Raw genomic sequence first — 12,594 nt, 5'->3', positions numbered from 1 at the left:
AAAGGGCAAATTGTGGTGATTATGATCACAAACGGTGAGCTTTTAATTTGCGGAGCAAAATTAATATCATAAACTTAGGATGACTAAATTGGACGGCTGAAATAAGTCATTCAACATAACATCTAATCCTATAGGGGGAACTTAAGGTGAACATTCTCGGATACTTCCAGAAGGTGGGTAAGGCGCTTATGGTGCCGGTTGCCACACTTCCTGCAGCAGCAATACTCATGGGTATTGGCTACTGGATCGACCCAAATGGCTGGGGCGCAAACAGTGCACTTGCTGCATTTCTTATTAAAGCTGGTGCAGCGATCATTGACAATATGTCAGTATTGTTCGCTGTTGGTGTTGCTTACGGAATGTCTAAAGACAAAGATGGCGCCGCTGCACTTTCAGGTTTCGTGGGCTTCTTAGTTGTCACAACGCTTTTGGCCCCTGGTGCAGTATCACAAATTCAAGGCATTGACCCAAGTGAAGTACCTGCTGCATTTGGTAAAATCAATAACCAGTTCGTCGGTATCTTGGTTGGTATTGTTTCTGCTGAGTTGTACAACCGTTTTTCTCACGTAGAGCTGCACAAAGCACTGGCGTTTTTCTCTGGCAAGCGTCTTGTACCGATCCTAACGTCTTTTGCTGGTATCGTTATTGCGTTCATCCTGATGTACGTTTGGCCATCAGTTTACGGCGGTCTGGTAAGTTTTGGTGAAAGCATTCAAGGTATGGGTGAAGCAGGTGCAGGTGTTTACGCATTCTTCAACCGTCTTCTAATTCCTGTTGGTCTGCACCATGCACTAAACTCAGTGTTCTGGTTTGATGTTGCTGGTATTAATGACATTCCAAACTTCCTTGGCGGTGCGAAATCATTAGCTGAAGGCACGGCAACGGTAGGTGTTACGGGGATGTACCAAGCGGGCTTCTTCCCAATCATGATGTTTGGTTTACCAGGCGCTGCTCTAGCGATGTACCATACTGCGAAATCAAAGAATAAAGAGAAAGTGGCATCTATCATGATTGCAGCTGCGTTTGCTTCATTCTTTACAGGTGTAACAGAACCACTTGAATTTGCATTCATGTTCCTTGCTCCAGGACTGTACGTTCTTCACGCAGCGCTGACTGGTCTATCAGTTTATATCGCGGCATCAATGCAGTGGATTGCAGGTTTCGGTTTCTCTGCTGGTTTAGTCGACTTAGTATTGTCGACTCGTAACCCGCTAGCGGTAAACTGGTACATGCTCATTGTACAAGGTCTTGGTTTCTTTGCGGTTTACTACTTCGTGTTCCGTACCGTGATTGTTAAGTTTGGCCTTAAAACACCGGGACGTGAAGATGATGAAGAAGCTTCATCTAACGTGGCTGGATCAAGCAATTCTTCAGAGCTTGCTCGTCAGTACTTGAAAGCACTTGGCGGTCATGACAACCTAAGTTCTATCGATGCCTGTATTACTCGTTTGCGCCTTTCTGTGAAAGATATGAGCGTTATCAATGAGAAAACTCTGAAAGATCTTGGAGCTATGGGAGTTGTGAAGCTAGGTACAAACAACCTACAAGTTATCCTTGGTCCACTAGCAGAGATTGTTGCTGGTGAGATGAAGAATGTATCTAAAGATGAAGACTTAAGTGGTGTTCAGCTACCAGCTTAACTGTTTAATAGTGGTGTGATTGTTTGTTATTGGTATTGCAAACAATTGATACTACAACATCGCAAAAGGCCTCCGCAGGAGGCCTTTTTTCGTTTAGGCCCTTTGAATCTGCTTTGCTTTCACGCTAACTCGATAAATATTGTCGTTTTAGAGCGAGTTCTTGTTGTCTAATTGCTTAGAATTGTGGATCATTAGGAACAATGTACTCTGTGAAACCATACTTGGATACAGGGTTCCGTTTTCTCTGACAATACTAATATTTTTGAGGTGCTATAGATGAGTGAAGCTGATGCTCGTCCATCAAACTTTATTCGCCAGATCATTGATAAAGATCTAGCGGATGGTAAACACACTAGCGTGCATACTCGATTCCCGCCGGAGCCAAATGGCTACCTGCATATCGGTCATGCTAAGTCTATCTGTTTGAACTTCGGTATTGCTCAGGACTACCAGGGTCAATGTAATCTGCGTTTCGACGATACAAACCCTGAAAAAGAAGACATCGAATACGTTGAGTCTATCAAGAAAGATGTAAACTGGTTGGGCTTTGAGTGGAGTGGTGAAGTATGTTACTCATCAAACTACTTCGATAAGCTTTACGAATATGCAATTGAATTGATTAACAAAGGCTTAGCGTACGTAGATGAGCTAAGTCCAGAGCAAATTCGTGAATACCGCGGCACACTAAAGGCGCCAGGTAAACCAAGTCCATACCGTGACCGTTCTGTTGAAGAGAACTTGGCGTTGTTTGAAAAAATGCGCGCTGGTGAATTTGAAGAAGGTAAAGCGTGTCTTCGTGCTAAAATCGACATGGGTTCTTCATTCATGGTCATGCGCGATCCAGTTTTATACCGAGTGCGTTTTGCTACGCACCACCAAACTGGTGATAAGTGGTGCATTTACCCAATGTACGACTTTACGCACTGTATTTCTGATGCATTAGAAGGCATTACGCACTCTATTTGTACGCTTGAATTCATGGATAACCGTCGTCTGTACGATTGGGTTCTAGACAACATCACGATCGAAAGCCGTCCACATCAATACGAGTTCAGTCGTTTAAACCTTGAATACACAGTGATGTCTAAGCGTAAGCTTAACCAGCTAGTTACTGAAAAACTGGTTAATGGTTGGGATGATCCACGTATGCCGACTGTCTCAGGTCTGCGTCGTCGTGGCTTCACACCTGCATCTATTCGTGAGTTTTGTAAGCGTATTGGTGTAACGAAGCAAGAAAATATGATCGAGTTTAGTTCATTAGAATCTTGTATTCGTGATGACCTAAACGAGAACGCTCCGCGTGCAATGGCTGTACTGGATCCTGTTAAAGTTGTTATCGAAAACTTTGAAGCAGGCGCAGTAGAAAACTTGACAGTTGCCAACCACCCAAATAAACCTGAAATGGGCGTGCGTGAAGTGCCATTCACGCGTGAATTGTGGATTGAGCGTGAAGACTTCCGTGAAGAAGCGAACAAAAAGTACAAGCGTTTAGTGCTAGGTAAAGAAGTTCGTTTACGTGGTGCTTACGTGATCAAAGCTGAGCGCGTTGAAAAAGATGCCGAAGGCAACATCACAACGATCTTCTGTTCTTACGATGCAGATACGCTAGGTAAAAACCCAGCAGATGGTCGTAAAGTGAAAGGCGTTATTCATTGGGTGTCAGCTGATAAAGCTCTTCCAGCGGAAATTCGTCTGTACGATCGTTTATTTACGGTGCCAAACCCAGGCGCAGCGGAAGATTTTGCTTCTACTATCAACCCTGAATCATTAGTTGTGATCAATGGCTTCGTCGAGCCTAGCCTAGCTTCTGCAGAAGCAGAAAAAGGTTACCAGTTTGAACGTATGGGTTACTTCTGTGCAGACTCGAAAGACTCTTCAGCAGATAATCTAGTATTCAACCGCACGGTTGGTCTACGTGATACCTGGGCAAAAATTGAGAATCAATAATCTCAATTAATGCTGAGAACGATGAAAAAATGCCAGCAAACGCTGGCATTTTTTATACCTAATCCCACAGAGTGCTATATAGATGTGCAAAACTGTGGAGAAAAAAGATGGGTGTTTAGTAGCTTTTGTTCTGTAACCAAAGTACTGACGTCTAAGGTACTGACTTCTAGAAACAAAAAACGCCAGCATGTGCTGACGTTTACTTTTTAAATTAACAAACCCTTATTTTTTCGGTTTGTGTGCATCTGGATTGTCTTTACAACCACCATCGCTACACTTGCCGTACAAGTATAAGCTGTGGTTTGTTAGTGTGACATTGTACTTAGCTGCAATCTCTTTTTGACGTTCTTCAATAAGATCGTCAGAAAATTCAATTACCTCACCACAGTCTAGGCACACTAGGTGGTCGTGGTGATGTTGAGTCGATAATTCGAAGACTGACTTTCCACCTTCAAAGTGGTGACGAGTTACAATACCAGCATCGTCGAACTGGTTTAGAACTCGGTAAACAGTTGCTAGGCCAATTTCTTCACCTAGATCAATCAACTTTTTGTACAAATCTTCAGCACTGATGTGCTGGCAGTCTGGCTGCTGAAGTACTTCTAGAATTTTTAGCCTCGGAAGGGTTACTTTTAAACCCGCATCCTTCAGCGCCTGATTATTATCTGACATATACTTTCCCGTTGGATCATCTGCAGCGATTTAACAGAATTCAATCTTCCTACCATTATAGGATAAGCGTTCGGAACATTAAACCACGAACTTCAAAGGGTTAATAGAATCTTTTTGTAAATTAGAAACAGGTCCATTATATTACAGCTCTGACCAGTTACAATTGTGTAACATTAAGCTTGGAGAGGGCAGGGATAGCGATGAATAGGCGACTAGCGAAGATATACAAACCAGGAATTGTAAAGTTCGCACTCAATATTTGGCCTCCTTTTTGGGGGGCGGGTATTAAAATCTTACATATTTCTCAAGACTTCCGTACTGTAAAGGTACGTTTAAAGCTTCGCTGGTGGAATAAAAATGCCAATCGCACCCAATATGGCGGCAGTATTTTCTCTTTAACTGATCCTATTTACTCGTTGATGCTGATGGGGATTCTACGAGAGGAATATTATGTGTGGGATAAAGAGGCAAGCATTAACTTTATTAAGCCGGGGCAAAGTGATTTGTTTGCAGAATTTGAGGTCACTGAAGGGATGCTGGAAAACATTTATCAAATGACACGGAATGGAGAAAAGTGTTTTCCTGAGTTTATTACTCATGTAAAAGATAAACAGGGGAATGTGGTTTCAGAGGTTCAACGCAAGCTTTATGTAAGAAAGAAACCTCAGTATCGCGAAGAGGAAGTACTTACCGATGCTGTGTGACAATACATACAAAAAGACCTCCAAGTGGAGGTCTTTGCATCATTCAATTTGATTAGCCTTCTAGCTCAGCTAAACACATCTCTTCATAGATCTGTTTAACCCAGCTTTCAACACGCTCGTCAGTCAATTCTGGTTGGCGGTCTTCATCAATACATAGACCTACGAATTGGCTTTCGTCACCTTCAACAAGTGCTTTAGACGCTTCAAATTCGTAGCCTTCTGTCGAGGTATGGCCAAGAATTGTGCCGCCTTTAGATTCAACGATATCACGGACTGTGCCCATCGCGTCACAGAAGTATTCTGCGTAGTCTTCTTGGTCGCCACAGCCAAAGATAGCCACTAGCTTAGTAGAGAAGTCGATTTGCTCAAGCTCAGGGAAGAAGTCATCCCAATCACATTGTGCTTCGCCGTAGTACCAAGTTGGGATACCTAGAAGAAGAAGATCGAAGTTATCAATGTCTTCTTTGCTGCTTTTCGCGATGTCTTGAACGTGAACTAGATGTTTACCTAGTTGCTTTTGAATCATCTTTGCAACGGCTTCAGTATTACCTGTGTCGCTACCGAAGAAGATACCTACACTTGCCATAGAGTCTATACCTTTACATTGTTTGTTATTGGCGATGCTACTAAGGGTTTAACCTAACCCTGAGCCTTCCCAAGTTAGCTGAATTACACCTTTTGCAATAAAGCCAGCACAGCCTAGGAAAAGGACTAACCACACAATACGACGACCAAAAACAGGTACATTGCCTTGCTTTAGCACATCTTTTATCGCCATCCCGATGAAAAAAAAGATAGCAGCAAAAAGAAGATCGAGTCCAATAGACTCGAGCATATCCATATAGTCGTAAAGCATTTTAGCCCTTCATGCCGAAAAATCTTGGGCGCACTATACCACTGTTAAACGGTAAAGTTAATGCACTACAAGAAGGGTTATTTCAATAATCTAGTGTTGCTTTTCGAATTTGTTAACTCGAAATGTATTTTCGAATGACTCTCATTACTTCTGTCGGTTTCTCAGCGTGTAACCAGTGACCAGTGCCAGCGATAATGTGTGCTTTAGCATGGTTAAATTGTCGTTTCACTGCCGGCTGATGTTCTGGCATTAAGTAGTCAGAGTCGCCGCCTTTGATAAATAAAGTTGGGATATCTGTTGGTGTGATTTCTTGCCAGCCAATAATTTGGTCATAATTCTCAAAAAGGCTCGGTACGTTAAACCGCCAATCCATCTTATCGCCATTTTTGTACAGTGATTTAGAGAGAAATTGTCTTACACCATCGAGTTCAATATGTTGAGCTAGGATATCCATGGCTTGCTGTCGATTTGCTGGTTTTTCATTAATAACAGCATGTAAGCCGTTAAAAACATTATCGTGACGGTTCGTAGTGTAGGCTACAGGCGCCATGTCGAGAACGACTAACTGCTTGACTACATTTGGAGCAATGTCCACAAGAGCCATCGCGACTTTTCCGCCCATGGAGTGACCAATAACAATAGATGGCTCAACGTTTAAGTGCTGAAGGAGCTGAGCCACATCTTTTGCCATATCGGTATAGTTATGGACTTCGGAGTGGAAAGAGAGGCCGTGATTTCTCAGATCAATACTGATCACCGTGTGATCTTTAATAAGATCGCGGGCGAGTAGACCCAGATTACTTAAACTACCAAACAATCCGTGAATCAAAACAACTGTTTGGCCTTGGCCTTCCTGCTTATAGTTGAGTAATGCTGACATTTTATCTTATTCGTGATGGGTTTAACGTGGAGTATCCGCGTGGATCTCGTTATAATCCCCCAGAGTTTAAACATTGAGAATGTGAAAAGCGAATGAAAACAATTGAGGTTGATGAGGATCTATACCGTTATATAGCTAGTCAAACTAAGCATATCGGTGAAAGCGCCTCGGATATTTTGCGACGCCTTTTAAACCTTGATGGTCAGTTGCAGGAAGCTAAAGCCGCGCCTGTAGTAGAGAAGCCACAAGGGATTGTAGTAAGTAAAGATGCGGGTAAAACGGAATCTGTTGATGTAGTGAAAGAAATGCGTTCGCTGCTTATTTCTGATGAGTTTGCCGGTCTAAAAAAAGCGATTGATCGCTTTATGTTGGTATTATCGACCTTACATAAATTGAATCCAGAAGGTTTCGCCCAGGCTACGAATGTAAAAGGACGCAAACGCGTGTACTTTGCAGATAATGAAGAAACCTTGCTAGCAAACGGTAATACGACCAAGCCAAAAGCCATTCCTGGCACACCGTTTTGGGTTATCACGAATAACAATACAAGTCGTAAAAGACAGATGGTTGAACAAGTGATGGCACACATGGGGTTCCAACCTGACTTAATAGAAAAAGTAACAGGTTCAATCTAAGAAACCTGATAGAAGCCTCATAATGCGTCGCAGTGAGCGGATATTATGAGGCTTTTTTAATTTTATTTGTATTGAAAGAAAGGATGTCAAACATGGCTATGCACCCTCGTGCTGGGCAAAAAGCGCAGCAGGAAGATCTTCACAATATCCCAGCACTCGTTGCTAACTACTTCTTACTTCAACCAGACGCGGCAAACGCAGAACACAAAGTTCAATTTGGTACTTCTGGCCACCGCGGTACTGCAGACAAGCACACTTTTAACGAAAACCACATTTTAGCGATCGCTCAAGCGGTAGCAGAAGTTCGTTCTGAGCAAGGCACAATTGGCCCGTTGTTTGTGGGTAAAGACACGCATGCGCTATCTGAGCCTGCTTTCTCAAGTGTGATTGAAGTACTGATTGCAAATGGTGTGAAAGTGATTGTCCAACAAGACAACGGTTACACGCCAACACCGGGTATTTCACACGCGATTCTGACTTACAACATCAAACACGATGAAAAAGCAGACGGTATCGTTATTACTCCATCACATAACCCACCACAAGACGGCGGTATCAAATACAATCCGACACATGGTGGTCCTGCAGAAGCTGAGTTGACTCAAGCTATCGAAGATCGTGCGAACGAACTGATTGCTGAAGGTTTACAAGGTGTGAAACGCCTACCACTAGCAGAAGCAAAAGCATCGGATCTGTTTGTAGAGATGGACTTGGTGAAGCCATACATCGATGACCTGGTGAACGTTATCGATATGGAAGCAATCCAAAAGGCGAACCTGAAGATTGGTGTAGATCCATTGGGTGGCAGCGGTATCGATTACTGGCGTCAAATTGGTCAGGCATACAACCTAGACCTAACGCTAGTAAGTGAATCGATCGATCCTTCTTTCCAATTCATGTCGCTAGATAAAGACGGCGTTGTGCGTATGGACTGTTCTTCTCCTTACGCAATGGCGGGTCTATTGGCACTGAAAGACGAATACGATTTAGCATTTGGTAACGATCCTGACTACGACCGTCACGGTATCGTTACGCCAAAAGGTTTGATGAACCCGAACCACTTCTTAGCCGTTTGTATTGACTACTTGTACCGTCATCGTGACGCGTGGGGTAAAGACGTCGCTGTTGGTAAAACACTAGTTTCAAGTGCGCTGATTGACCGTGTTGTTGCGGATCTAGGTCGTGAGCTATGTGAAGTGCCTGTTGGTTTCAAATGGTTTGTAGACGGTCTGTACACTGGTAAGTTTGGTTTCGGCGGCGAAGAAAGTGCTGGTGCGTCTTTCCTTCGTAAAGATGGCACACCTTGGTCAACAGACAAAGATGGCATCTTGCTATGCCTTCTAGCAGCAGAGATCACTGCGGTAACGGGTAAGAACCCTCAAGATTACTATGAAGAGCTAGCGGCGAAGCACGGTGAGTCGAAGTACAACCGTATTCAAGCTGTAGCAAATGGCCCACAAAAAGACGTATTGAAGAAGTTGTCACCAGAAATGGTTGCGGCTGAAACTCTAGCAGGTGATGCGATCACTGCTCGTCTAACGCATGCACCAGGCAATGGTGCTGCGATTGGTGGCCTTAAAGTAACGACGGCTAACGGTTGGTTCGCTGCTCGTCCATCAGGCACAGAGGACATCTACAAGATTTACTGTGAAAGCTTCAAAGGTGAAGAACATCTGAAACAAATCGAAGCTGAAGCACAAGAGATCGTTAATCAAGTGTTTGCAGCCGCTGGTTTGTAAAACATCCAATGGTCAATGTATCTAGCAAAGGGTTGATGTGAAAACATCAACCCTTTCATGTTTAAGTGCCCCGAACCGCTTTATCTCCGGGCCATGAATCTGGTACCACAAACCAGAATTGACCGTCTTCCGTTTGTGCGTGTATGAATCGATCTAAAGGCTTTTCAATAGGTTGAGAGAAATCGTCTGTACCGGTCGCCCAGCATGGTTTATGTAAATGATAAAGGGGTTTACCAATTAAATCCCATTGACGTTGATAGCACCAGTAACCACTAATCTGACTTGGATTTAATTCATAACCCAAGCACTCCTTAGGAGTTGGCTCTGGAGTAAACGGATTAATATAGAGTCGTCCTTGCATCATTAGGCGCTCTTCTGGAGAGTCGTTTAAAGGAATTATTTTTTGAAATTCCGGGCGATCGCTCATTTTCAGCTGATGCGTGAGCATTCTATCCAATTTTACATGTAACTGGTCGTGAGCATTCGGGCCATACCAAATGCCGTTGTAAAGAAGATAAAACTTAATCGCCACTTCCCAATGTTCTATCTGATTTGATTCTGTATTCCTCAACACTAAATCGACAGCACCAATGGTCTTACCTTCCGCGTCGTTTAACTGAATTTCTTCGGCAATAATCTGATATCGTTCTGAATTAGAAAGAGCCGCAGTGCATAGGTGCTGATATAAAAAACCCAGTCTCGGATTACCATTGTATTGTTCTGAGCTATTCAAAGGTTTGACCGAGATATCTTCTAAGGTTGCAAACGGAGGGGTTAACTTGAAAAGCGGAGGTGAAGTGGCGATCCATTGGTAAAAGCGTTGCAGTTGGTTCATCCGTATCCCTAAATTTATGGTGAGGCGACAAGCTTTGTTATTGTAACTAAATTTGCTTTTGAGGGTAGGGTGGCTAGCATCGATATTAGGGTTCGAGATACACTTTAAAGACCTAAATGATATCAAGGTGCCAGATGTCAAAACGTTGTTGTATCAACTAGGTTGCATTCTTTCGTCTGATTCCATCAAGAGGTTATTTAGGTTTACATGCGCTAGAAATTGGAAGTAATAATGAATAACTTAAAGCTAGAACAGATTCTTAATGACAAACTGTCACCGCAGTTAATTAAAGATTACGCACCAAATGGGTTACAGGTAGAAGGGAAATCAGCGGTAAAGCGTGTTATCACTGGCGTAACCGCCTCTCAAGCCTTAATCGATAAAGCGATTGAGCTTAATGCAGACGCATTGCTTGTTCATCATGGCTATTTTTGGAAAGGTGAGCCTGAGCCAATTCGTGGCATGAAAGGTAAACGAATTCGTAGTCTGATCAAAAACGATATCAACTTATATGGTTATCACCTTCCTCTAGATATTCATCCAGAGCTAGGCAACAACGCTGAATTAGCTCGCTTACTTGAAATCGAAGTAGAAGGTGGGCTTGAAGGGCACCCTCAGTCAGTTGTTATGTTTGGGCGCTTGAAAAAGCCGATGTCTGGTGTTGAATTTGCGAGTAAGATCAACCAAGTTCTTGATAGAGAGCCTCTGCATATCGCTCCAGAGAATACCGATAAGATGATTGAGACAGTCGGCTGGTGCACTGGTGGAGGGCAGGATTTCATTGAACTTGCTGTACAGCACGGGCTGGATGCATTTATCTCTGGAGAAATTTCAGAGCGCACCACTTATACCGCTCGTGAAATGGACATTCATTACTTTGCTGCAGGTCATCATGCTACTGAGCGTTATGGTGTTCAGGCCTTAGGCAAATGGCTAGCGGATGAATATGGCCTACATGTGGAGTTTATCGATATTGATAATCCGGTTTAGCGTTCTCCATTAATAACGTTAAACGCAAAAAAGAAAAAAGGGTTGAGACGAAAATCTCAACCCTTTTGTTTGTCTATCTTCGTACTAAAAGATCATTCACGTTCGTGAAGTGGAGAAAACTCACGTTGTGTTTCGCCAGTGTATAGCTGACGAGGACGACCGATGCGGTTCAGTGGATCGCTGTGCATTTCGTTCCAGTGAGCAATCCAGCCGATGGTACGAGAAATCGCGAAGATAACCGTAAACATAGAAACTGGAATACCAATCGCTTTAAGAATGATACCTGAGTAGAAGTCTACGTTCGGGTACAGCTTCTTAGACACGAAGTACTCATCAGAAAGCGCAATGCGCTCAAGTTCCATTGCAACGTCTAGCAGAGGGTCTTGAATGTTTAGCTCTTTGAGAACTTCATGACACGTTTCGCGCATTACTGTCGCACGTGGGTCGTAGTTCTTGTAAACGCGGTGACCAAAGCCCATTAAGCGGAATGGGTCATCTTTGTCTTTCGCGCGGTCTACATATTCAGGGATGTTATCGACGCTGCCAATCTCTTCTAGCATTCTCAAGCAGGCTTCGTTTGCACCACCGTGAGCAGGTCCCCAAAGGGATGCAATACCAGCGGCAATACATGCAAATGGGTTCGCACCAGAAGAGCCAGCTAGGCGTACAGTTGATGTCGACGCATTCTGTTCGTGATCCGCGTGTAGAGTGAAAATCTTATCCATCGCACGGGCAACCACAGGATTTACTTCATACTCTTCGCAAGGGTTTGCGAACATCATATGCAAGAAGTTCTCAGCGTAGCTAAGGTCGTTACGAGGGTAAATAAATGGCTGACCGATAGAGTATTTGTAACACATCGCCGCCAGTGTTGGCATTTTTGACAGCAGACGGTACGCTGCAATTTCGCGGTGTTCGTCGTTGTTAATGTCAAGAGAGTCGTGATAGAAGGCTGCAAGTGCTCCAACTACACCACACATTACCGCCATTGGGTGAGCATCGCGTCTGAAGCCATGGAAAAAGCTTGCGATTTGCTCGTGTACCATTGTGTGACGAGTAACGGTCGTTTTGAATTGCTCGTATTGTTCTCGGGTAGGGGCTTCACCATAAAGAAGGATGTAACATACTTCTAAGTAATCTGCGTTATTGGCTAATTGATCAATCGGGAAACCGCGGTGCAAAAGAATACCTTTGCCGCCATCGATGTACGTGATTGATGATTCACAAGATGCAGTGGCAAGAAAACCTGGGTCAAAAGTAAAGTAACCATTGGCTCCCAGCTTACGAACGTCAATTACAGGTGTACCTAGCGTACCGTCCATAATTGGCAGTTCGATTGGCGCTTGACCTTCAACATGAAGGGTCGCTTTCTTATCCGCCATAACAATCTCCTTTGTTTATTATTTAATCCGTCCAGGATGTTTATGTGCCATTTTTGTACTGTTGTTAAAGCTTAAAGTCAATTTTTCTCCATCTTTGTGTGCACTTGTTATGATTTTTCTCATGAAAATCGTTAAAAATCTGTTCTATGTAGCATAATTTGTTACACCAATTGTATTAGAATGTTGCTCGCCGTATATTGGCAAAGAAAATTTTAGTTAAATCCTTATAAATTCGGGGCTAGAAACAAAGAGTGAGGTTTGTTGCTGGATTCCGTTTGTTAACAACTTGTTTACAATTATCTGAGTGGTTACTC

The 12,594-nt window shown here is 43.3% G+C and carries 12 protein-coding genes; 6 read left to right on the top strand and 6 right to left on the bottom strand.

The features are described from left to right. Positions 1 to 146: 146 nt before the first annotated feature. Together nagE and glnS are read left to right on the top strand one after the other, a co-directional pair. Positions 147 to 1,640: an N-acetylglucosamine-specific PTS transporter subunit IIBC gene (nagE, locus tag R7M92_RS14630; protein WP_005384985.1), complete on the top strand. Its 1,494-nt coding sequence runs from the start codon at positions 147 to 149 to the stop codon at positions 1,638 to 1,640. Positions 1,641 to 1,916: 276 nt separating this feature from the next. Continuing rightward, entirely contained in the window at positions 1,917 to 3,587 is a 1,671-nt protein-coding gene (glnS, locus tag R7M92_RS14625) for a glutamine--tRNA ligase (RefSeq protein ID WP_005382124.1), read from the top strand. Between the two features lie 222 nt (positions 3,588 to 3,809). Here the strand turns inward: glnS and fcrX are convergent, their stop codons facing one another. Then, the gene (gene fcrX / locus R7M92_RS14620) at positions 3,810 to 4,259 is read right to left on the bottom strand and encodes a ferric iron uptake transcriptional regulator FcrX (protein WP_005382141.1); all 450 of its coding nucleotides are present in this window, start codon (positions 4,257 to 4,259) and stop codon (positions 3,810 to 3,812) included. A 200-nt stretch (positions 4,260 to 4,459) separates the two neighbouring features. On the opposite strand from fcrX, the gene R7M92_RS14615 reads away from it, so the two are divergent. Continuing rightward, positions 4,460 to 4,963 (top strand): DUF4442 domain-containing protein, encoded by a 504-nt coding sequence (locus R7M92_RS14615; RefSeq protein WP_005382144.1) that lies wholly within the window; start codon positions 4,460 to 4,462, stop codon positions 4,961 to 4,963. Between the two features lie 52 nt (positions 4,964 to 5,015). Here R7M92_RS14615 and fldA read toward each other — a convergent pair whose 3' ends face one another. The 3 genes from fldA to R7M92_RS14600 form a co-directional block, all read right to left on the bottom strand. After that, complete coding sequence (gene fldA, locus R7M92_RS14610; protein ID WP_005382146.1) at positions 5,016 to 5,549, bottom strand: flavodoxin FldA; 534 nt, start codon at positions 5,547 to 5,549, stop codon at positions 5,016 to 5,018. 48 nt (positions 5,550 to 5,597) lie between these two features. Beyond that, the gene (locus R7M92_RS14605; RefSeq protein ID WP_005393038.1) at positions 5,598 to 5,819 is read right to left on the bottom strand and encodes a DUF2788 domain-containing protein; all 222 of its coding nucleotides are present in this window, start codon (positions 5,817 to 5,819) and stop codon (positions 5,598 to 5,600) included. 112 nt (positions 5,820 to 5,931) lie between these two features. After that, on the bottom strand, positions 5,932 to 6,699 hold the full coding sequence (locus tag R7M92_RS14600) for an alpha/beta fold hydrolase (RefSeq protein ID WP_017819953.1): 768 nt from the start codon (positions 6,697 to 6,699) through the stop codon (positions 5,932 to 5,934). 92 nt (positions 6,700 to 6,791) lie between these two features. On the opposite strand from R7M92_RS14600, the gene seqA reads away from it, so the two are divergent. Then, a complete protein-coding gene (seqA, locus tag R7M92_RS14595; RefSeq protein ID WP_005382149.1) occupies positions 6,792 to 7,334 on the top strand; it encodes a replication initiation negative regulator SeqA in 543 nt (180 codons plus the stop codon). A gap of 92 nt (positions 7,335 to 7,426) precedes the next feature. Continuing rightward, the gene (gene pgm / locus R7M92_RS14590) at positions 7,427 to 9,073 is read left to right on the top strand and encodes a phosphoglucomutase (alpha-D-glucose-1,6-bisphosphate-dependent) (protein WP_033906916.1); all 1,647 of its coding nucleotides are present in this window, start codon (positions 7,427 to 7,429) and stop codon (positions 9,071 to 9,073) included. Positions 9,074 to 9,134: 61 nt separating this feature from the next. On the opposite strand, the gene R7M92_RS14585 is transcribed toward pgm, so the two are convergent. After that, positions 9,135 to 9,908 (bottom strand): DUF1853 family protein, encoded by a 774-nt coding sequence (locus R7M92_RS14585; RefSeq protein ID WP_033906915.1) that lies wholly within the window; start codon positions 9,906 to 9,908, stop codon positions 9,135 to 9,137. A 231-nt stretch (positions 9,909 to 10,139) separates the two neighbouring features. Between R7M92_RS14585 and R7M92_RS14580 the strand changes: the two genes are divergently transcribed. Further along, a complete protein-coding gene (locus R7M92_RS14580) occupies positions 10,140 to 10,898 on the top strand; it encodes a Nif3-like dinuclear metal center hexameric protein (protein WP_033906914.1) in 759 nt (252 codons plus the stop codon). Positions 10,899 to 10,990: 92 nt separating this feature from the next. Here the strand turns inward: R7M92_RS14580 and R7M92_RS14575 are convergent, their stop codons facing one another. Next, positions 10,991 to 12,280: a citrate synthase gene (locus tag R7M92_RS14575; RefSeq protein ID WP_005382163.1), complete on the bottom strand. Its 1,290-nt coding sequence runs from the start codon at positions 12,278 to 12,280 to the stop codon at positions 10,991 to 10,993. Positions 12,281 to 12,594 lie beyond the last annotated feature (314 nt).

This window comes from Vibrio sp. Vb2880 (assembly GCF_033337975.1).
Classification (GTDB): Bacteria; Pseudomonadota; Gammaproteobacteria; order Enterobacterales; family Vibrionaceae; genus Vibrio; species Vibrio alginolyticus.
The sequence above is the reverse complement of the archived record's forward strand: the minus strand, read 5'-3'. Positions and strand labels throughout refer to the sequence as shown.